This is a genomic window from Mesorhizobium sp. Cs1299R1N3 (genome assembly GCF_037179625.1).
Lineage (GTDB): Bacteria > Pseudomonadota > Alphaproteobacteria > Rhizobiales > Rhizobiaceae > Mesorhizobium > Mesorhizobium salmacidum.
Window position 1 is genome coordinate 128,098 of sequence record NZ_JAPYKQ010000012.1, and the last position, 19,757, is coordinate 147,854.

Here is a 19,757-nt window from a genome sequence, read left to right on the forward strand (position 1 = left end):
CAACCAAAGGGATCGATGCGACATGAGCGTGATGGTCAAGGAAAGCCCGATCAGCGAAACGGACATGATCGCCGAGGCCGAGAAGGCGCTTGCCGACATTTCCAGGATCCGCGACGGGGTTGGCCGGGTGATCTTCGGCCAGGAAAACGTCGTCGAGCGCACGCTGGTGGCGCTGCTGGCCGGCGGACATGCGCTGCTGGTCGGCGTGCCGGGCCTGGCCAAGACCAAGCTGGTCGAGACGCTGGGCGTCGTGCTCGGGCTTGATTCACGCCGCATCCAGTTCACGCCGGACCTGATGCCGTCCGACATCCTCGGCTCCGAGGTCATGGAGCAGGACGAAACCGGCAAGCGCTCCTTCCGCTTCATCTCCGGCCCGATCTTTGCCCAGCTGCTGATGGCCGACGAGATCAACCGCGCCTCGCCGCGCACGCAGTCGGCGCTGCTGCAGGCGATGCAGGAATATCATGTCACCATTGCCGGCGCGCGCTACGATCTGCCCTCGCCCTTCCATGTGCTGGCGACGCAGAACCCGCTGGAGCAGGAAGGCACCTACCCGCTGCCCGAAGCCCAGCTCGACCGCTTCCTGATGCAGGTCGACATCCTCTACCCCGAAATAGAGGCCGAGCGCCGCATCCTTCTGGAAACCACCGGCGTCGAGGACGCGAAAGCCCAGAACGTGCTGCAGCCGGCACGGCTGAAGGAAATCCAGACGCTGATCCGCCGCATGCCGGTGCCCGAAAGCGTCGTCGAGGCGATCCTCACCCTGGTGCGTTCGGCGCGTCCGGGCCAGGGCAATGCCGACACCGACAAGCATGTCGCCTGGGGTCCGGGCCCGCGCGCCAGCCAGGCGCTGATGCTGTGCACCAGGGCCCGCGCGCTCTACGACGGACGGCTGGCGCCCTCGGTGGACGATGTCAGGGCACTGGCCGAGCCGGTGCTGCAGCATCGCATGGCGCTGACCTTCGCCGCCCGTGCCGAGGGCACCAGCGTGCGCGACGTCGTGGCGAAACTCGTGAAAGGCGTTTAGGGTCGGGACCCGCTAATATGATCGAAATGGCGCCTGAAATGGCAAAAAGATGCGAGGAGAACCGCGAAGGTCGGGGTCTTTCCCCCGGCCAAGCGGTTCGACGACGCAGCTTGCAGCCATTTCGGCGTCCGGAGGGTGTGGTCCATCTGCCCGCCTACTTTGTCGCGAAGGACTTGAAAGCCGAATGGCTTCCTGCGCCTTCGTTCCGCGTATCCGAACAGATGGCCTCACACCATTTAGGTCATATTAGCGGGTCCAGACCCTAATGGCGCGTATCGGCGAGGTCCAGGCTCCGGCAGCGACGCGCGACGCGCTCGCCCGCGGCCGGTTGCGAGCTTCGCTTGTGCCCGACCTGCTGGTCGAGGCGCGCCGTATCGTCAACACCGTGATCGCCGGCTGGCATGGCCGCCGCAAGCGCGGCATCGGCGAGAATTTCTGGCAGTTCCGACCCTATGTCGAAGGCGATTCCTCGCGCATCGACTGGCGCCGCTCGGCCCGCGACGATCACACCTATGTGCGGGACCGCGAGTGGGAAGCCGCTCATACAGTCTGGTTGTGGGCCGACCCCTCGCCGTCCATGCTCTACAAATCGACGGGTGCCGGCGTTTCCAAGCAATCGCGCGCGCTGGTGCTGACACTGGCCATGGCCGAGCTCCTGTCACGCAGCGGCGAGCGCATCGCTTGGCCGGGGCTGACCGATCCGTTCACCGCCCGCAACGGCGCCGAGCGCATCGCGGCCCAACTCATGCATGCCGGCGAGATGCCGGCAAAACCCGATCTGTCCGACATCAGGCGCTTCTGCGACATCGTCATCGCTAGCGATTTTCTCGATCCGGTCGAGGAAACCATGGCCTGGCTCGACGTGCTCGCCCGCCACGGTGTGCGCGCGCATCTGATCGAGGTCGCCGACCCGGCCGAGGAAACTTTCCCCTATGCCGGCCGCACCGAGTTCACCGATCCCGAGACCGGCGACAAGCTGACCGCCGGCCGCGCCGAGATGTTGGCCGACGAATACCGCTTGCTCTACACCGCCCGCCGCCAGGAACTGGCCGGTTGGTGCAAGCGGCTCGGCTGGAGCTTTACCGTCAACCACACCGACCGGCTGGCTTCCGACGCACTGGTGCGCCTGCACATGGCAATGACCGCCGATGGCGGGCACGCCGGGCTGATTGCCGATGACAATCAGCTTGGCATTACCGCCGGTGGCGGTAAGCCTGGCATTACCGCCACCGGCGGTAAGCCTGGGAAGACCGTCGCATGAGTTGGCTGCCGCTCTCCTTCGGCGCTCCCATGGTGCTGTGGGGCCTGCTGGCGCTGCCGGTGATCTGGTGGCTGCTGAGGTTGACGCCGCCCAAGCCGCAAACCGAGGTGTTCCCGCCACTGAAGATCCTGGCCCGTGTGCTGAGACGGGAGGAGACCCCGCAGCGTAGCCCGTGGTGGCTGACGCTGCTCAGGCTGCTGATGGCGGCCCTCGTCGTCGCGGCATTGGCCGAACCTGTGTTCAACCCGCGCGAAAAGCTGCCGGCCGAGGGCGCCGCCCTTGCGCTGGTCATCGACAATGACTGGGCCAGCGCCGCCGACTGGAACAAGCGCATCGCCACCGCCGAGCGGCTGATCAACGACGCCGGCTCGAACGGCGTGCCTGTTATCGTCGCCTTCACCGCCGAAAAGCCCAATGCGGAGATCGGCCCCTTCGACGCCGCCGCAGCGCTCGACCGGCTACGCGCCGCCAAGCCGCGGCCGATCCCAACCGACCGGCCCGCCGTCTATGCCCGCGTCGCTGGTGTGCTGGAGAGCTTGCCCGGTGCCAGCGTCGCCGTGCTGGCGGATGGCCTGGCGGCCAAGGGCGACGAGGCCGCCTTCAACACGCTGTTGTCGAAAAATGCCGCCCGCGTTGTCTGGGCGGTGGCCGACCGGCTTTTCCTGACAGGCCTGAGATCAGCCGAAAACCAGGTCGACGGCTTTGGTCTGACCGCCGTCCGCGCGCCCGGCGATCCCGCCCCGGCGCAGGTCACCGCCGGCGCCTTCGACGACAAGGGCCGCCGCATCGCTGATGCGACGCTGACCTTCGCGCCGGGCGAGGCCACGGCCACCGGCACCATGGCGGTGCCGTTCGAATTGCGCAACGACTTCGCCTCGATCGCGCTCGATGGCGAACGCCATGCGGGTGCCGTGCGCGTGCTCGACGAAAGCTCCAAGCGCCGCCGCGTCGGGTTGCTGTCGCAAGCCGAGGCCGACCAGGCGCAGCCGCTTCTGTCGCCGCTCTACTACATCAGGCGCGCGTTGCAGCCCTTCGCCGATCTGGTCGAGCCCTCCAGCGCCGATCTCGCCGACGCCATCCCGCAGATCCTCGACCAGAAGCCGGCGATGATCGTCATGGCCGATATCGGCACCATTCCCGCACAGGTTCGGCAAAGGCTGGTCGACTGGGTCGACAATGGCGGCACGCTGGTGCGTTTCGCCGGCTCACGGCTGGCCGCCGCCGGCAATGACGACGATTTGCTGCCGGTCCGCCTGCGCACCGGCGAACGCTCGCTCGGCGGCGCGCTGTCATGGACCTCGCCGCAGCCGGTGACCGAATTCCCCAAGGCCGGCCCCTTCGCCGACCTGGCGCCGCCGACCGAGGTCACGGTGACCAGGCAGGTGCTGGCCGAGCCGACACCCGACATCGTCGAGCGCACCTGGGCAGCCCTTGCCGACGGCACGCCGCTGGTCACCGGGCTGAAGAAGGGCAAGGGCACGCTGGTGCTGTTCCATGTCACGCCGGAGGCGACATGGTCGAACCTGCCGATCTCGGGCAGTTTCGTCGAGATGCTGCGCCGCATCGTGCAATTGTCCCGCAACCAGGGCGCGGCGATCGCCAATGCCGAAGCCGCCGCCACGTCGCTGGCGCCCTATCGCATGATCGCGGCCGACGGCTCGCTGGTGCCGCCGACACCGGATGCGCGGCCGCTGGTGCCGGGCGCCGGCGCACTGCCGGTCACATTCGAGAACCCGCCCGGCCTCTATGGCTCGGAGACCGGCGTCTACGCCCACAATCTGCTCGACGCCGCAAGCACGTTCGAGCCGCTGGCGCGCCCGCAAGTGTCGGTTCCGGTCACCACGGTCCAGTATGCCTTTGATGAATCGCGCAACCTGAAGGGTGCGCTGGTCGCGGCGGCTCTGCTGCTGATGCTGCTCGACACGCTGGCGGTGTTGTGGATGGGCGGTCTGTTTTCGCGGCGGCCGCGCCGGGCCGGTGCCGCTGCAACCACCGCCGCTGTTTTGATCGCGCTTGGCGCGCTGTTCGGCCATGCCGATGTCGCGCGCGCCGACGATGCCAAGCCGGGCGACCAGGTCGCCATCGAGGCGATCTCAAAAACCCGCATCGCCTATGTGCTGACCGGCGTGCCGGGCGTCGATTCGATCAGCCGCGCCGGGCTCGAGGGCCTGACCCGTTTCCTGATCGAGAAGACGGCGCTCGAACCGGGCGCGCCGGCCGGCGTCGACATTTCGAAGGACGAGCTGTCCTTCTATCCGCTGATCTACTGGCCGATCGACCCGTCGGCACCGATGCCGAGCCAGGCCGCGATCGCCCGCATCGACGCCTATATGCAGCAGGGTGGTACTGTGCTGTTCGACACGCGCGACCAGTTCGCCAACGGCATCGGCGCCGATTCCACCAGCCCGGCGACCGAGCGGCTGCGCGACATCCTCGGCAACCTCAACGTACCGCCGCTGGAGCCGGTGCCGTCGGACCATGTGCTGACCAAGTCCTTCTTCATCCTGCCCGAATTTCCCGGCCGTTTCGCCGGCAGCCCGCTCTGGGTCGAGGCATCGCTCGACGCCAGCAATGCCGACAACCGGCCGGTGCGCACCGGCGACGGAGTGTCGCCGATCATGATCACCGCCAATGATTTCGCCGGCGCCTGGGCGGTCGACGAGAATGGCGATCCGCTGCTGCCGACCGTGCCGGCCGACCCGATGCAGCGGGTCTACGCGCTGCGCGCCGGCGTCAACATCATGATGTACATGCTGACCGGCAACTACAAATCCGACCAGGTGCATGTCCCCATTCTGCTCGAACGGTTGGGGCAGTAGGATGAGGCGTTTTCTTGGACCCCTCACTATGTTCGATCCTCCCCCGATCCGGGAGGATAGGGCATGAACTGGTCAGTCTCCTTCGAACCGCTTCTATCCTGGCCGCTTATGGCCCTGGTGCTGGTGCCGTTGGCGTTGCTAGCGCTCATCGGCCTGTGGTTTCGCCAGCGCGGCGCGGTCCTGCGCTTCGTCGCCCTGCTGGCGCTCGCCGCCGCCCTCTTCAATCCGGTGTTCCTCAATGAGGAGCGCGAGCCACTGAAGAGCGTCGTCGCGCTGATCGTCGACCGTAGCCAGAGCCAGGACATTGGCGACCGCACCAAACAGACCGACGAGGCGGTGGCCGGGCTGCAGCAGCGTCTTGGACGCTTCAAGCAGTTCGACGTCCGCGTCGTCGAGGCCGGCAAGTCCGACGCCGCCGAGGAGCGCACCGAAACGCGGCTGTTCGGCGCGCTGGAAGGCGCCTTCCGCGACGTGCCGCCCTCGCGCATCGGTGGCGCCATCATGATCACCGACGGCGAGGTGCATGACACGCCTTCGGGCACGCCCGATTTCAACGCCCCGCTGCATGCCCTCATCACCGGCAACGACCACGAGAAGGACCGCCGCATACGTTTCGAGAACGCGCCGCGTTTCGGCCTCGTCGGCAAGCCACTCGACATGACATATCGCGTCATCTCGACCGAAAACGAGACCGGACCAGTCGATGTCCGCGTCTCCGTCAACGGCGAGCAGGTTGCGGTCGAGCATGCCACCGTCGGCCAGACCATGCCGCTGCAGGTGACCATCCCGAGTGCCGGCCGCAACATCATCGAACTCGCCATCGACCGCGAACCGGGCGAACTGACCGATGCCAACAACCGCGCCATCGCACTGGTCGACGGCATCCGCGAAAACCTGCGCGTGCTGCTCGTATCGGGTGAACCGCATGCGGGCGAGCGCACCTGGCGCAATCTGCTGAAATCCGACGCATCGGTCGATCTCGTCCATTTCACCATCCTGCGGCCGCCGGAGAAGCAGGACGGCACGCCGATCAATGAATTGTCGCTGATCGCCTTCCCGACCCGCGAGCTGTTCGTCGAGAAGATCAAGGATTTCGACCTCATCATCTTCGACCGCTACCAGCACCGCGACGTGCTGCCGATCCTCTATTACGATTACATCTCCGAATATGTCGAAAAGGGCGGCGCGCTGCTGATCGCCGCCGGCCCCGAATATGCCGGCGAGGCTTCGATCGCGCGCACGCCGCTGATGTCGGCCCTGCCGGCCATGCCGACGGGCGAAGTGGTCGACAAGGCGTTCTACCCGCGCCTGACCGAACTCGGCCAGCGTCATCCGGTGACGCGCGGCCTCGACGGTTCGGCCACCGAGCCACCGCACTGGAGCCGCTGGTTCCGCACCATCGGCGTGCAGAACCCGCAAGGCGAAGTGGTGATGAAAGGTGCCGACAACCGGCCGCTGCTGCTGCTCGACCGCAAGGGCGAAGGCCGCGTCGGCATGCTTCTGTCCGATCAGGGCTGGCTGTGGGCGCGCGGCTTCGAGGGCGGCGGTCCGCATGTCCAGCTCTACCGGCGCATTGCCCACTGGCTGATGAAGGAGCCCGAGCTCGAGGAAGAACGGCTGACCGCCGAGGGACGCGGCATGGTGCTGGAGATCCGCCGCCAGACGATGGCCGACGATCCCGGCCCGGCGCAGATCATCACCCCGTCCGGCAAGACGCTCACCGTCAAGCTCGACAAATCCGAACCCGGCGTCTTCCTCGGCAGCGTCCAGACCAGCGAGATCGGCCTCTTCCAGGTTGCCAATGGCGATCTCACCGCGCTCGCCCATGTCGGACCGGTCAACGCGCCGGAATTCGCCGACGTCGTCTCCACGCAGGAGCGGCTGAAGGCGCCGGCGGAAGCCACCGGCGGCAGCGTGCGCCGGCTGGCCTCGTCCACGGCCAGCGACGTGACGCTGCCTTCCATCGTACCGGTGCGTTCGGCCGGCGAAGCGTCGGGCAGCGACTGGATCGGCCTGCGCACCACCGACGACAGCGTCTTGAAGGCCGTGTCGCGCGTACCGCTGTTCGGCGGCTTCCTCGGCCTCGGCCTGCTGCTTCTGGCAATGGGCTCGATGTGGTACCGCGAGGGACGGTAGAGCGGGGCGCACTTCCCTTCTCCCCTTGTGGGGCCCGAAGGGCGGGCGAGGCCCGTGACTCGCCCAGGGCGGTGGATTGGCGCGTCAGCGCCGAGACGGATGAGGGGTGTTCCAGCGGAATGAGGCGTATGCTTTCCCTGGAACACCCCTCATCCGACCTCGCTTCGCGAGGCCACCTTCTCCCACAAGGGGAGAAGGAAAAAGCGCCCTGCTCCTGCCCTCCGCTATGGCTCCGGGCGTTCGTCGCTTTAGTCGACAAATCGTTGTCGACTAATCGCCCTGCGGGCGACCGCTCCTCACTCCTCCGGTTCCGTCGTGAACAACAGCGGATAGCCCTTGGCCTTGCCGGCGTCGGTGGCCCGTGTCGCCTTGGTCTCGGCGACATCCCTGGTGAAGACCGCGACCACGCAGACGCCGCGCTGGTGCGCGGTGATCATGACCCGGTGCGCCTGGTCCTCGCTGAGCTTGAACTCGCCCTTCAGCACCGTCACCACGAATTCGCGCGGCGTGAAATCGTCATTGATGAGGATGACCTTGTAGAGCTTCGGCCGCTCTGTCTGCGGCTTGACCTTGACGCGCGGTTTTGTGGTGATTTCAGGCATTCGAACCGACTGTTTCGCGATCAAACTTAAGCCCGCATTTTGCCACGGGCGGCAGCGACCGTCCATTTGCGGACCGTCGGCGGGCACGCCCGGTCCTTCACGATCATGTGGGAAATGGTCTGTCGCGGTTCAACGGCCCTGACGGCCGAAGATCCGGCGACTTGCGTCGGCATCCGCCCGGCGTTCCAGCCATGCGGCGATCGGCCATCCGGCAACGCAGATCAGCGTCACGCCGGCGAGTACGATCAAAAGCCACGCCTGCACGGGCGTGATGTAATCCCAGTTGCTGGAAATCGCCGGCGCGAACAGCGAAGGCTCGGTGCGCCCGCTTGCAGGGTCCGGCACGGGGCTGGCGGTGAGCAGAATCAGCACCCTGGCGACGCCAGTGGCAACCAGGCCGCCGATCACCATGGAGCGAAAAATGGACGAAAGCCGCTTCTTCATGCGGATTGTCCTACAGGGCCGGCATTGCAAACGGGTTAAGCAGGATCGAGATGCGTGGCTGGAAGCCGCCGGTGTTCAGCTTATCGACCGTGCCCTTGGCAGAAGGCCGTCCCAGCCGGTTTGCGGCTGGGACGGCCTTGGTTGAACTAACCTCGAAGCCGATCAGGGCTTCTTGGGAGCAGCCTTCGCAGGGGCCGCCTTCGCGGGAGCAGCCATCGCGGGGGCCTTCTTGACCGGGCACTTGTGCTTCTTGGTCACCTTGCAGACGGTCTTCTTGGCGACCTTCTTCGGAGCAGCCTTGGCCGGAGCGGTGGTCATCGCGGCAGCAGCCGGAGCGGTGGTCGTGGTGGCGGCAGCCGGGGCAGCGGTCGTGGTGGCGGCTGCGTTGCCGAGAACCGGCATCGAGAAGGCGAGAGCGACGGCGAGACCAAGGGCGGACAGGATGGACTTGTTCATGGCTTCATTTCCTTTTTTCTGCGGGTCGTTTTTGAGTGTCACTGGACCGGGTCGTTCGGTGTCACTCCAAGCAGCTTCAAAGCATTGGCGAGCATCCGGATGCCCTGCGCCTGTTTCTTGGCGGCGCAGTACCGGTTGCCCTTTCTCTGAAGTGCCTTTGCCGCGGTGACCTGCGTTGCCGTGGCATGGGTTTCGAGGGCTTCATCAAATTGGTGGCTGAGATTGGCGCACCGTTCGCTCCGGGTGAGCGGCGCCTTTGCATCCGATTGGTCGACAGCGGCAGTGAGCAGGCCAAGGCCCAGCAGAACTCCCAACAAACTGATCGACAATCTTGGCATTGGTTTATCCGTGAACCCGGAGACTAGCGTCGCAGCCGATGACCTGACCGCCACGGCACCGTTATGCCGGCCTACTTTTTCAGGAGTTTTTCCCGATTGTAGAATTTTGTTTCTGGATTGTGTCTGGCCAGGCCACGCCAAGCTGACCGTCGCTTTCCATGTGGAGAAGGCGGAATTCATTCTCCCTTGAAAAGCAAGGTACTGGCCAACATATGGCCCGAATTCTATCGTGTGGCTGACCAGCCAAGAATGGCTTGGCCGGCAACCGGGACATCGCACCTGTGAAATCCGAGACACACATACTGATCGTCGACGACGATAAGGGCATCCGCGACCTGCTTCAGGAGTTCTTCCAGAAGCGAGGCCTGCACACCTCTGTTGCCGCCGACGGCGCCGAGATGGAGGCCGTCCTGCGCCGTTCCCAGGTGGATCTCATCGTGCTCGACGTGATGCTTCCCGGCAGGAGCGGGCTGGAACTGTGCCGCGACCTGCGCGCCCAGTATACGACACCTATCATCATGCTGACCGCCGTCACCGAGACAACGGACCGTGTCGTTGGCCTTGAGATGGGCGCCGACGACTATGTGCCCAAGCCCTTCGACCCGCGCGAGTTGCTGGCGCGCATTCGCGCCGTGCTGCGGCGCAACGGCGCCGCCGAGCCGAAGCGCGCGACCACCAAGCAGATCTACCGTTTCGCCGGCTGGACCATGGACTGTTCGCGCCGCCGGCTGACCGCGCCCGACGACGTCAGGGTCGAACTGACCATGGCCGAGTTCAACCTCCTGCAGACCTTCGTCAAGAGCGCTCAGCGCGTGCTCACCCGCGACCAGCTCATCGAATTGTCCGGCGGCGACAGCGACTATTCCTTCGACCGCAGCATCGACATCCTGGTCAGCCGGTTGCGGCGCAAGATGGAAGATGATCCCAAGACGCCCAAACTGATCCTCACCGTGCGCAGCGGCGGCTACCAGTTCCTGCCCGAGACGACCTCCGAATGAGACGTTTCCTGCCGCAGACCTTGCCTGTCTGGGTGTTGCTGATCGTCATTGCCGGCCTGCTGATCAGCCAGGTCGCGACGCTTTACATCGTGTCGCGCGACCGCGCCGCCGCCAATGACGTGGTCGACCTCTACCGTCTCAACGACCGCGCCTTCTCGCTGGTGCAGTTGATGAGTGGCGCCACGCCGGAGGAGCGCAAGGCGACCGCCGCGGGCCTGTTCAACTCGACATACGCGCTCACCGTCTCGGACACCCCCGCCGTCACCTCGTCGATCGCCGGCGACGACGAACTGGCCGAGCTCGAGGACATCCTCGTCGGCCGGTTGTCGAAGTTCGGCATCACCGACGCGCGCGTGCGCCGCGATCCGGCGACGCGCGAAGCAGACGATGCCAGCGGCGCGGCGCCAGGGCCCGATATCGGCCAGGTCGAGCGGGACCTTCTGGTGCTGGCCGCCGATTTCGCCCAGAGCGACAAGCTGACGGCCTCGCTGCGCTTCGCCGACGGCCAATGGCTGAACTTCACCGAACCGATCACCCCCGTCGGCCCGATCCTGAGCGTCGACAGCCTGCCGCTCTATGCGCTGATCGCGGGGCTGGTGGTGATCATGTCGATCTGGTCGCTGCGCCGGCTGACCGCGCCCTACCGGATGATGGAAACCGCCGTGAACAGGATCGGCAAGGACCTGAAGAGCCCGCCGATCGCCGAGAGCGGCAGCCGTGAGGTGCGTGCCGCCGCCAGGGCGATCAACGCCATGCAGACCAGGCTGCGCGAATATGTCGAGGACCGCGAACATCTTGCCGCCGCACTTGCGCATGACCTGCGCACGCCGATGACGCGCATGCGGCTGCGCCTGGAGCTGTTGCGCAAATCGGCGGTTCGCGAGGCGCTGGCGCATGATCTCGCCGATGTCGAGAGCATCGCCAGTTCGGTGATCGACTTCGCCACCTTCGAGGTGAACGAGGAAAAGAGCGAACGCATCGACTTCTGGTCGCTCGTGGAATCGATCGCCGACGCCTATCCGGACGTCTCGTTCGACAATGACGACACCCGCTCACGCGGCCTGATCTGCATGGCGCGGCCGGTGGCGCTGAAGCGCTGCGTCACCAATCTGGTGCAGAACGCCGTCACCTATGGCAAGAAGGCGCATCTCAGCCTGCGCCGCTCCGACGGCACGATCACGCTCGCCATCCGCGACGAGGGGCCGGGCATACCCCAGGCCCAGATCGACGCCGTGTTCGGCTCCTTCGTGCGTCTCGAACAGTCCCGCAACCGCCAGACCGGTGGGCTCGGGCTCGGGCTGACCATCGCCCGCAACATCGCGCGTGCGGCGGGTGGCGAAGTCCGCCTGTCCAACCATCCGGACGGCGGCCTGCTGACGGAGCTGCGCCTGCCGCTGGCGGCTTGAGACTGATCAGGCCACATCGAACGTCAACTTGTCGCGATGATCTTCCAGGCCAACAGCGCGATGATGACCGCTGCCGCGAGCACTGTTGCCCAGCGGTGCCGCCCGGATGCATGCAGAACGAGAACGGCCAGCGCCGCGATCGACGCGGCAAGGGCCCCTTCGACATAGAAGAGCTGTGCGCCGTCAAATCGGCCCGCCGCTTGCGCCTCCGACACGGAAGAACTCCAGGATCGATCAGCAACCCGAGCGCCGCCTGCGCCGCACGCGCCGTCGACAGCCAGTTCAATATCCGTTTCAAGGCGCCTCCCGATGCGACCCGAAAGCCTTCGGTTGACGTTGGCGGCTACCGCCGCAGCACCGCGCTCAGCACGTCGCGAATGCCGATGGCGCCGACGAAGCGGGACTGATCGTCGAACAGCGCCACGGGTGCCGTCTGCGAGCGGTGCATGGCCAGCATCACGGTCTTCAGCGAGGTGCCGGGATTGGCCCAGAACACCTGCGCCAGCTCCTCCGGCTGGCCCTCGACATCGGCGCAGGACACCCATACGGCCGGCTTGCCGTCGCGCTCGGCCGCCGCCACCAGCCCGTGCTCGTCGATCTTGAAACGCGTCGTCTTGCGCCGGTCGAGCCACACCCAGCCATTGTCGCCATGCTCGAGGTCGCGACGGTCGCGCATGACGTTCCAGGCGGTGAGCACCGAGAGCGGGTTCACATTGGCGATGAAGTCGCGGACATAATCGTTGGCGGGGCGCAGCACGATGTCTTCCGGCGCGCCCGTCTGGACGATACGGCCGCCCTCCATGATGGTGATGTGGCTGCCGATCTTCAGCGCCTCCTCGAGGTCGTGGCTGACGAAGATGATGGTCTTCTTCAGCTCCGCCTGCAGCTGCAGAAGTTCGTCCTGCAGCTTGGTGCGGATCAGCGGATCGAGGGCCGAGAACGGCTCGTCCATCAACAGGATAGGCGCCTCGGTGGCGAAGGCGCGCGCCAGGCCGACGCGCTGCTGCATGCCGCCCGAGAGCTCATGCGCGTATTTGTTCGACCATTGGTCGAGGTTGACCAGCTTGAGCTGCCTGTGCACCCGCTCCTTGCGCTCGGCATCCGGCACGCCGGCGAGTTCGAGGCCGAGGCCGACATTCTCCTCCACCGTGCGCCACGGCAGCAGGCCGAACTGCTGGAACACCATCGCCACCTGCTTCTGCCGCAGCCGCCGCAAGGTCGGCTCATCGCAAGTGACGACATCGACCGTGCGGTCGCCGTCCTTGACCAGCACCTGGCCGCGCGACACCACGTTGAGCCGGTTGACCGCCCGAAGCAGCGTCGACTTGCCCGAACCGGACAGGCCCATGAGGACGGAAATCTCGCCTTCATGCACGGTCAGGCTGGCTCCGGCGCAGCCGAGCACATTGCCGGTCTTCTCGAGTATCTCGGCCCGGGTAGCGCCTTTGTCGATCATCGCCAGCGAACCGGCCTGATCGGCGCCGAAGACGATATCGACATTCCTGAAATCGACGGCGACGGTCATTTCTTGCCTCCAACGCCAATGCGGGTCATCCGGTCGAGCACGATGGCGAGCACGACGATGGCGAGACCGGCCTCAAGGCCAAGGTCGATGCGACGCGAACCGAGCGCCCGGTTGATTTCCGTGCCCAGACCGCCGGCGCCGATCAGGGCGGCGAACACCACCATCGACAGTGACAGCATGATCGACTGCGTCAGGCCAGCCATGATGGTGGGCAGCGCCGAGGGCAGCTCGACCTTCCACAACAACTGGCTCTTGGTGGCGCCGAAGGCCTCGCCGGCCTCGATGATCGATTTCGGCACCGAGACGACGCCGAGATGGGTGAGCCTGACCGCGGTCGGGATGACGAAGATGATGGTGACGATAAGGCCGGGCGCATTGCCGAGGCCGAACAGCGTCAGCACCGGGATCAGGTAGACGAAAGTCGGCAGCGTCTGCATCAGGTCGAGCACCGGCAGCATGATGCGATAGACCTTCGGCTTGTGCGCCGCCCAGATGCCGAGCGGCACGCCGATGGCCATAGCCGCCGCGGCGGCCGCGACCACCAGCACCAGCGTCTGCACCGTCTGCTTCCAGAGGTTCTGGTTGATGATGAAGATCAGGCCGAGGAAAACCGCGATGGCGAGCGGCCGCGAGCGCTGCAGCAGCCAGGCAATGACGGCGATCACCAAAGCGAGCAGCACCGGCGGTACCATCAGCAGGATGTCGACCAGCCCGTCGAGCAGGAAATTGAGGCCATTCGAAAAAGCCCTGAACACGGTGTCGAAATTGTCGGTGAGAAAGCCGAAGAACGCCTTTCCCCAGGCTCCGATCGGGATCTTGTGATCGACCATGAATTTGGAAATCGGATCCATCTCACCCCTCGTTTGCCAGAGCTCTGCCTTCGGCCCCGTATTGTCGCAACGTCATCTTGTCACAGGATACGAAAAAGGGCAGCCTTTTCCATGATGGCTGCCCTCTGTTTCGGTCACGCCGAAATCAAAGTCGGCTCAGCTCCCGAGCGCGGTCTTGACCGCCGCCGCCGCGTCGCCGCCGTCGAAGGTGGTCACGCCGGCGATCCAGGGCTTGACCGCATCCGGATTTTTCTTCAGCCAGTCGGTTGCCACCGTGTTTGCATCGCTGCCCTTCAGGATGGCGTCCATCATCTGGCCTTCCATATCCAGGTTGAATTTCAGGTTGGCGATGAACTTGCCGACATTCGGGCACTCGGTCATGTAGCCCTTGCGCACATTGGTCGAGACGGTGGCCGCGCCGAACCCGCTGTCGCCCATGCCGTCGAGATAGGTGATCTTCATGGCGCCCATCACAGGATGCGGCGTCCAGCCGAGGAAGGCGATCCACTCATTGTTCTTCATCGACTGCTCGGCCTGCGTCAGCATGCCGGCCTCCGAGGATTCGACCAGTTCGAACCCGTCGAGATTGTCCTTCGGGTTCTTGATCATGTCGAGGATGATACGATTGCCGTCATTGCCGGCCTCGATGCCGTAGATCTTGCCGTTGAACTTGTCCTTGAACTTGCCGAGGTCGGTCAGCGACTTGACGCCGGCATCCGCGACATAGGTCGGCACGACGATGCCGTAACCGGCGCCGGCCAGGTTCTGGCTGACGGTCTCGACCGAACCGTCGGCCGTGTAATCCTTGATGTCGTTGGTCATCGACGGCATCCAGTTGCCGAGGAAGACATCGAGGTCCTTGTTCTTCAGCGACGCATAGGTCACCGGAACCGAGAGCTGGATCACCTGCGGCTCGTAGCCGAGCGCGGTAAGCAGCACGGAGGCCAGCCCGGTGGTAGCCTGGATGTCGGTCCAGCCGACGTCGGAGAGGCGAACCGCCTTGCAGCTTGCCGGATCGCCGGCGAAGGCAGCACCCGTGGACAGGAAAGCCGCCAAGCCTAGGCCGGCGACGAAGGAATTCATACGCGACATCTGTATTCTCCCATTTCGATTCTTTGGCGAAGCGAAGTCACGGTTTTGTGCCCGCCTTGTTTCGTCAGCCAAACACCATTCTGAAGTGGTTTCAAGCACTAAGACAATCACGATCAACGGCGCTGGCTGGCCAATCAGCGACACCGCTGACGCTTTCCGTGCCAGGCCCAAGCGCAATCTGCCTCGGCAGTGGCTGCTTTTTCAGGGGAATGCGGCCGCGGCCCCTCCCCGCGCGGCGGCAAGTCAGCTTAAAAGGACGGCATGGCCAAGCTTTACTTCCACTATGCGACGATGAACGCCGGCAAGACGACCATGCTGTTGCAGGCATCGTACAATTACCGCGAACGCGGCATGACGACGATGCTGTTCGTCGCCGGTCACTACCGCATGGGCGACACCGGCTTGATTTCGTCGCGCATCGGGCTGGAGGCGGAAGCCGAGATGTTTCGCGATGGCGACGACCTGTTCGCCCGCGTCGCCGAGCATCACCTGCACACGGCGGTGCATTGCATCTTCGTCGATGAGGCGCAGTTCCTGGAGGAGGAACAGGTCTGGCAGCTTGCCCGCATCGCCGACCGGCTCAACATCCCCGTCATGTGCTACGGCCTGCGCACCGATTTCCAGGGCAAGCTGTTTCCCGGCTCGCGCGCGCTGCTGGCGATCGCCGATGATCTGCGCGAGGTGCGCACCATCTGCCGTTGCGGCCGCAAGGCCACAATGGTCGTGCGCCTCGGTCCCGACGGCAAGGTGGCCCGGCAGGGCGAACAGGTGGCGATCGGCAAGGATGTCTATGTCTCGCTCTGCCGCCGCCATTGGGAAGAGGAAATGGGCCGCGCGGCACCCGACGACTTCATCGGCTTTGTCAGCGGCTGAGACGAGCGCCCGCTGGACGCCGGCATCGGGTAGCCGGCTGCCACCTCTTGCAGCCGCGCCATTCCATGTTGCCTTTGTTAGGGTCGGCGCCCTATTTTCCCGCCTCAGCCAGAACTCCCCGGGGTCAGCCATGCTTCGAGCCGTCTTGTCCGCCAGCCTTCTTCTCCTGGCCACCTCCGTTGCCGAGGCCGGAGGCGATCCTGTGCTGGGCAAACATGTTTTCAACCGGTGCATGACCTGCCATGAGGCGGCCACCGACCGCGACAAGGTCGGCCCACATCTTATGGGCGTCGTCGGCCGCACGGCGGGAACCGCCGAAAGCTTCCTCGGCCATTATTCGGAGGCGATGAAGAGCGCGGGCGCTGCCGGTCTCGTCTGGGACGAGGCAAATCTTGCCGAATACCTCAAATCGCCCAAGCTGAAGGTGCCCGGCAACAGGATGGCCTTCAGCGGTCTGAGCAATGACGACGACATCGCCAACGTCATTGCCTATCTGAAGGCTGACCCCAAACCCTGAAGAGACGCCGTCGAGAGTGGGCAGGGCCGGCTTGCGCCCGCCTGTGGGGCTGCAGGGTCAGTTGTTGTCAAGTTTCGGAGCCATCCGCTTCGGCGTGGACTGATTGCTTTGCCGACATGAAAGTTCAAAATCAGCTGAACCAGGCTTGACCGGCCAGTTGATCACGCCATGACCACGGCTCCATTGCCTTTCAAGGGTCCGGCCGAATATTTGTTTCGCGCAGCGCACTGTGTTCACGTCTTTCAATCCCCTGATACCCCACATATATTCGCCGCTGTTCGCAACCAGCGAGCGGAAGCCGAAGCGGGAGGCCCCTATGGCGACATTGCAGAATTTCGATGCCGAAATTGCCAAGACCAAGCAGGTCGTCCAGGATATGCGCACCAAGATCGAGCAATCCGGCACCGTGCTCGACACGCTCGCAACCGCCGACAAGAAGATCGGCGACGCCAATTTCGACATCGAGAACGCCCGCATCGAGGATGTGCTGAAGCAGCAGAAGGTGATGGAAGGCAACATCGCCGACCTGATCATCGGCCTCGAGGACGCCACCAATGTCTTCGGCGCCGAGTTCGAGAGCATGAAGAACTATACCGGCTGGGAAAACTTCGTCGGCGTCTTTTCGGCGCAGCGCAAGCAGCGCATGCGCACCGACCGCGTGCGCAACATGTCGCTCGCCGGCAATCTGCAGGAACTGCTGGCCAAGTCCGACACCATCGTCGGCATATTGAAGGCGCAGAAGGAAGTTCTCGACCAGCGCTACAAGACCTCCGAAGCCAGCCTGTCGCAGGTTATCGAGCGCCGCAAGACCACGATGACGAACCTCGAAGCCGTGCAGAAGCGCATCGAGGAGCTCAATCCGATGCTGCTCGACATCGAAAACAAGATCGCCGCCTCGACAAGCCAGAAAGACCGCACGCAGCTCGAGGGCGAGCGTTCCAAGCTCGCCACCGAATACAATGAAAAGCAGGCCAAGGAACAGGAGCTGCTGGCCGAAAGCCAGACGCTGGAGCGCTACACCTCGATGTTCCAGACCTTCGTCGATTCGCTCAACAACCAGATCGCCGCGCAGTCGACGCTGATCAACAAACTGACCATCGATACCGAGCAGCGCATCGTGCTCTACAAGGCGCTAGAAGATTCACTGAAGACCGCCGCGCAGCAGGACGTCGCCCACAAGATCAACACGCTGGGCAGCCAGGTCGACAACACGGCCGAGGAAACCATGGCCGGCATCGGCGCAGCCTCGCAGAAGCACATCGGCGACCTCTTGGAGATGCACGAGAAGAACATGGTGGCCAGCGCCGACATCCAGCGCCGCAAGAAGCTGGCCGACGATGCCTTCGCCCGCCGCTTCGACGAGGTGCTGAAGAAGCACAATTCGGCCAACTACGTGCAGTCATAATTGCCGCGCGCACCGGTGCGACAATCGCAGGGCTGACAGCATGACACCCGAAAACGACGCGGCGGCGCGGTATTTCTCGGCAATCAAGGCCGCGCTCGGCGGCCTTGAAGTGTTCATGCGCGACGACCGCTCGCCGCTTTACCGGCACGGCATCGTCGCCAGGATCGTTGCCGAATACATCGCCCGGCTCGACAAGTCCTTTTCCTGCTGGCGCAACCGGCTGGGCTTCATGGACACGTTCCGCATTTCGCGCGCCGAAAGCGGCTACCCGGTGTTCCAGAACCTGCTCGAACTGGAAAACGACCGCCGCCAGGCCGACGGCCGGCTCGCCAACCTCCCCCAGGCCGGCGAGCTGCGCGAGGAGATGGCCGACTTCATCCTGCGCCACAAGCAGTTCCCCGACGCGCTGCAGAAATCGATGGCCGAGCGGCTCTATCTCGAGGACGTCAAGAGCGAGCAGACCTTCGGTCCGTTCACGCTGGCGCAGACGGCCAAGGTGTCGGTCAATCCGAAGACGGCGCGGCCCTATTATCTGGTCCACTGGGCGACCTTCGACGGCAGCGCCAACCTGCCTTTGGTCTACATGGTGACGGTGGAGGATTCATCGGACAGCATGGTCAGCCAGCTTGTCGACCGGAGCGGCAAGCTCAACGACAAGGTCGACATTCCGCTGCCGGTCGACGGCCTGCTCAACCCCGAACTTGCCCATCGTTTCGACGATTTCACCGAGAAGAATTCGGCCTATACGCTGTCGCCGGCGACCATCGCCGTCAACCTCGACAAGGACTTCGAGCCACTGCACCCCAAGCAGCTGAGGCGGGTGGTGCTCGGTCCCTTCTACTCGGCAGGCATCACCGACAACAATTCGACGGTGACGGAAGTGCTGGCCAAGGTGCGCAAGCCCGAAAACGCCTGGCTTTTGACCTGGACCATCCAGGAAGTCTATTCCAAGGGCGAGAAGCCGGGCCGCAAGGGCCTGTTCTCAAGCGAGAAGACGACGCAGGAATTCTTCATCAACACCGATGACCTCGAGGCCGCTCGCCAGGGCGTGTCGAGCTACGAAAACCACGCGCTGATCCCGCACGAGGCTTATCAGGCGCTTTACGCCGCGGGCGAAGCACAAAAGATATTTGCCGGCTACAAGGTTCACATCCTGTCGAATGGGCAGGTGATATCGGATGTCTAGGAACCTGCTTTGCGTCATTGAAAGCCACGCAGCACTGAGGCGCCAGCAATGACCGCCGCAGCTAATATCTCCAGCAAGAAGCGGCAGCTCGATGCGCTGAAGAGGAGAGTTCGGCCCGGCGCCCTGGAAGGCTTGGAACACAGCCAGCGTATCGACATAACGTACACGTCAAACGCGATCGAGGGGAACACACTGACGGCGGGCGAGACGGCCCTGGTTCTGGAAAAAGGCATCACGATCAGTGGCAAGCCGCTCAAGGACCACCTCGAGGCAATCGACCACGCACGCGCATTGAGTTGGGTACTCGAAATCGCATCTAAAGACGACCATCCGATCATGGAGGCGGACATCCGCAATCTTCATCATCTGGTCGTGGCGAACTCCAAGCCGGAGATAGCTGGCCAATACGCCGACAGCGCCCGTTACGTGAATACCAATGTCGGCGTATTCAATTTTCCCGCCCCTGTGGAGATTCCAGCGCTGATGGAAGCTTTTTGCCGGTGGTTGAGCGCGGCGCCAAGCACGCCACGTACTGCCTTCGAGGCTCATCGGCGTTTCGTCGCCATTCACCCGTTCAATGACGGCAACGGACGTACAGCACGCCTTTTGATGAATCTGGTGCTGGCGCGCGGTGGATACCCGCCGGTAGCGATCCGTCCCGAAGATCGTCCCGATTACATTGCCGCGCTCGAGATCGACCAGAGCGGCGGAGGGCACGTCGCTTTCGACAAGCTGCTTTTCGAACGGCTGGATCAGACTTTGGACATCTATCTGGACGCAGCGCGTCAGGCGCAGGATCGTTCTGTGGAAGGCGGGAAAGTAATCCCGATAAGGAGCTGATC

19 protein-coding genes are annotated in these 19,757 nt (G+C 64.3%); 11 read left to right on the forward strand and 8 right to left on the reverse strand.

Annotated features, from left to right (window positions below):
- Positions 1–22 precede the first annotated feature (22 nt).
- The 4 genes from O7B34_RS23335 (at position 23) to O7B34_RS23350 (ending at position 7,243) form a co-directional block, all read left to right on the forward strand.
- Positions 23–1,027 (forward strand): AAA family ATPase, encoded by a 1,005-nt coding sequence (locus O7B34_RS23335; RefSeq protein ID WP_027143386.1) that lies wholly within the window; start codon positions 23–25, stop codon positions 1,025–1,027.
- Positions 1,028–1,292: 265 nt separating this feature from the next.
- Complete coding sequence (locus O7B34_RS23340; RefSeq protein WP_337148304.1) at positions 1,293–2,288, forward strand: DUF58 domain-containing protein; 996 nt, start codon at positions 1,293–1,295, stop codon at positions 2,286–2,288.
- Entirely contained in the window at positions 2,285–5,107 is a 2,823-nt protein-coding gene (locus tag O7B34_RS23345; protein ID WP_337148306.1) for a DUF4159 domain-containing protein, read from the forward strand. The genes O7B34_RS23340 and O7B34_RS23345 overlap by 4 nt, the downstream gene beginning before the upstream one ends.
- Before the next feature lie 63 nt (positions 5,108–5,170).
- Positions 5,171–7,243, forward strand: coding sequence for a hypothetical protein (locus O7B34_RS23350; RefSeq protein WP_337148307.1), 2,073 nt, complete (start codon positions 5,171–5,173; stop codon positions 7,241–7,243).
- Positions 7,244–7,539: 296 nt separating this feature from the next.
- Here O7B34_RS23350 and clpS read toward each other — a convergent pair whose 3' ends face one another.
- From clpS to O7B34_RS23370, 4 genes are all read right to left on the reverse strand, one after another.
- A complete protein-coding gene (gene clpS / locus O7B34_RS23355) occupies positions 7,540–7,845 on the reverse strand; it encodes an ATP-dependent Clp protease adapter ClpS (RefSeq protein ID WP_027143390.1) in 306 nt (101 codons plus the stop codon).
- A gap of 129 nt (positions 7,846–7,974) precedes the next feature.
- A complete protein-coding gene (locus tag O7B34_RS23360) occupies positions 7,975–8,289 on the reverse strand; it encodes a hypothetical protein (protein WP_027143391.1) in 315 nt (104 codons plus the stop codon).
- 162 nt (positions 8,290–8,451) lie between these two features.
- The gene (locus O7B34_RS23365) at positions 8,452–8,745 is read right to left on the reverse strand and encodes a hypothetical protein (protein ID WP_140712504.1); all 294 of its coding nucleotides are present in this window, start codon (positions 8,743–8,745) and stop codon (positions 8,452–8,454) included.
- Positions 8,746–8,783: 38 nt separating this feature from the next.
- Positions 8,784–9,083 (reverse strand): hypothetical protein, encoded by a 300-nt coding sequence (locus O7B34_RS23370; RefSeq protein ID WP_015316050.1) that lies wholly within the window; start codon positions 9,081–9,083, stop codon positions 8,784–8,786.
- 281 nt (positions 9,084–9,364) lie between these two features.
- Here O7B34_RS23370 and O7B34_RS23375 point away from each other — a divergent pair, with 281 nt between their 5' ends.
- On the forward strand, positions 9,365–10,081 hold the full coding sequence (locus tag O7B34_RS23375) for a response regulator (protein ID WP_140504880.1): 717 nt from the start codon (positions 9,365–9,367) through the stop codon (positions 10,079–10,081).
- Positions 10,078–11,487, forward strand: coding sequence for an ATP-binding protein (locus O7B34_RS23380; RefSeq protein ID WP_027143394.1), 1,410 nt, complete (start codon positions 10,078–10,080; stop codon positions 11,485–11,487). Before O7B34_RS23375 ends, O7B34_RS23380 begins: the two co-directional genes overlap by 4 nt.
- A gap of 23 nt (positions 11,488–11,510) precedes the next feature.
- On the opposite strand, the gene O7B34_RS23385 is transcribed toward O7B34_RS23380, so the two are convergent.
- From O7B34_RS23385 to O7B34_RS23400, 4 genes are all read right to left on the reverse strand, one after another.
- Complete coding sequence (locus O7B34_RS23385) at positions 11,511–11,702, reverse strand: hypothetical protein (RefSeq protein WP_337148308.1); 192 nt, start codon at positions 11,700–11,702, stop codon at positions 11,511–11,513.
- A 128-nt stretch (positions 11,703–11,830) separates the two neighbouring features.
- Positions 11,831–13,012, reverse strand: a complete 1,182-nt coding sequence (choV, locus tag O7B34_RS23390) for a choline ABC transporter ATP-binding protein (protein ID WP_027143396.1) — start codon at positions 13,010–13,012, stop codon at positions 11,831–11,833.
- Positions 13,009–13,863, reverse strand: a complete 855-nt coding sequence (gene choW, locus O7B34_RS23395) for a choline ABC transporter permease subunit (RefSeq protein WP_027143397.1) — start codon at positions 13,861–13,863, stop codon at positions 13,009–13,011. Before choW ends, choV begins: the two co-directional genes overlap by 4 nt.
- Positions 13,864–13,998: 135 nt before the next feature.
- Complete coding sequence (locus O7B34_RS23400; RefSeq protein ID WP_140504874.1) at positions 13,999–14,934, reverse strand: choline ABC transporter substrate-binding protein; 936 nt, start codon at positions 14,932–14,934, stop codon at positions 13,999–14,001.
- A 261-nt stretch (positions 14,935–15,195) separates the two neighbouring features.
- On the opposite strand from O7B34_RS23400, the gene O7B34_RS23405 reads away from it, so the two are divergent.
- The 5 genes from O7B34_RS23405 to O7B34_RS23425 all read left to right on the forward strand — a co-directional run bounded on the left by O7B34_RS23405 (position 15,196) and on the right by O7B34_RS23425 (position 19,755).
- Positions 15,196–15,807, forward strand: coding sequence for a thymidine kinase (locus tag O7B34_RS23405; protein ID WP_337139724.1), 612 nt, complete (start codon positions 15,196–15,198; stop codon positions 15,805–15,807).
- Positions 15,808–15,937: 130 nt separating this feature from the next.
- Complete coding sequence (locus O7B34_RS23410; protein WP_337105863.1) at positions 15,938–16,324, forward strand: c-type cytochrome; 387 nt, start codon at positions 15,938–15,940, stop codon at positions 16,322–16,324.
- Between the two features lie 316 nt (positions 16,325–16,640).
- A complete protein-coding gene (locus O7B34_RS23415) occupies positions 16,641–17,729 on the forward strand; it encodes a hypothetical protein (protein ID WP_027143401.1) in 1,089 nt (362 codons plus the stop codon).
- Positions 17,730–17,769: 40 nt separating this feature from the next.
- Positions 17,770–18,915, forward strand: a complete 1,146-nt coding sequence (locus O7B34_RS23420) for a hypothetical protein (protein WP_337148310.1) — start codon at positions 17,770–17,772, stop codon at positions 18,913–18,915.
- A 48-nt stretch (positions 18,916–18,963) separates the two neighbouring features.
- Positions 18,964–19,755, forward strand: a complete 792-nt coding sequence (locus O7B34_RS23425; protein WP_337148311.1) for a Fic family protein — start codon at positions 18,964–18,966, stop codon at positions 19,753–19,755.
- The last annotated feature ends 2 nt before the right edge of the window (positions 19,756–19,757 follow it).

Bases quoted from the DNA above. Each gene is read 5' to 3' on its own strand.
- O7B34_RS23335 (WP_027143386.1), top strand. From the start codon at position 23: ATGAGCGTGATGGTCAAGGAAAGCCCGATCAGCGAAACGGACATGATC.
- O7B34_RS23340 (WP_337148304.1), top strand. From the start codon at position 1,293: ATGGCGCGTATCGGCGAGGTCCAGGCTCCGGCAGCGACGCGCGACGCG.
- O7B34_RS23345 (WP_337148306.1), top strand. From the start codon at position 2,285: ATGAGTTGGCTGCCGCTCTCCTTCGGCGCTCCCATGGTGCTGTGGGGC.
- O7B34_RS23350 (WP_337148307.1), top strand. From the start codon at position 5,171: ATGAACTGGTCAGTCTCCTTCGAACCGCTTCTATCCTGGCCGCTTATG.
- clpS (WP_027143390.1), bottom strand. From the start codon at position 7,845: ATGCCTGAAATCACCACAAAACCGCGCGTCAAGGTCAAGCCGCAGACA.
- O7B34_RS23360 (WP_027143391.1), bottom strand. From the start codon at position 8,289: ATGAAGAAGCGGCTTTCGTCCATTTTTCGCTCCATGGTGATCGGCGGC.
- O7B34_RS23365 (WP_140712504.1), bottom strand. From the start codon at position 8,745: ATGAACAAGTCCATCCTGTCCGCCCTTGGTCTCGCCGTCGCTCTCGCC.
- O7B34_RS23370 (WP_015316050.1), bottom strand. From the start codon at position 9,083: ATGCCAAGATTGTCGATCAGTTTGTTGGGAGTTCTGCTGGGCCTTGGC.
- O7B34_RS23380 (WP_027143394.1), top strand. From the start codon at position 10,078: ATGAGACGTTTCCTGCCGCAGACCTTGCCTGTCTGGGTGTTGCTGATC.
- choV (WP_027143396.1), bottom strand. From the start codon at position 13,012: ATGACCGTCGCCGTCGATTTCAGGAATGTCGATATCGTCTTCGGCGCC.
- choW (WP_027143397.1), bottom strand. From the start codon at position 13,863: ATGGATCCGATTTCCAAATTCATGGTCGATCACAAGATCCCGATCGGA.
- O7B34_RS23400 (WP_140504874.1), bottom strand. From the start codon at position 14,934: ATGTCGCGTATGAATTCCTTCGTCGCCGGCCTAGGCTTGGCGGCTTTC.
- O7B34_RS23405 (WP_337139724.1), top strand. From the start codon at position 15,196: ATGGCCAAGCTTTACTTCCACTATGCGACGATGAACGCCGGCAAGACG.
- O7B34_RS23410 (WP_337105863.1), top strand. From the start codon at position 15,938: ATGCTTCGAGCCGTCTTGTCCGCCAGCCTTCTTCTCCTGGCCACCTCC.
- O7B34_RS23415 (WP_027143401.1), top strand. From the start codon at position 16,641: ATGGCGACATTGCAGAATTTCGATGCCGAAATTGCCAAGACCAAGCAG.
- O7B34_RS23420 (WP_337148310.1), top strand. From the start codon at position 17,770: ATGACACCCGAAAACGACGCGGCGGCGCGGTATTTCTCGGCAATCAAG.
- O7B34_RS23425 (WP_337148311.1), top strand. From the start codon at position 18,964: ATGACCGCCGCAGCTAATATCTCCAGCAAGAAGCGGCAGCTCGATGCG.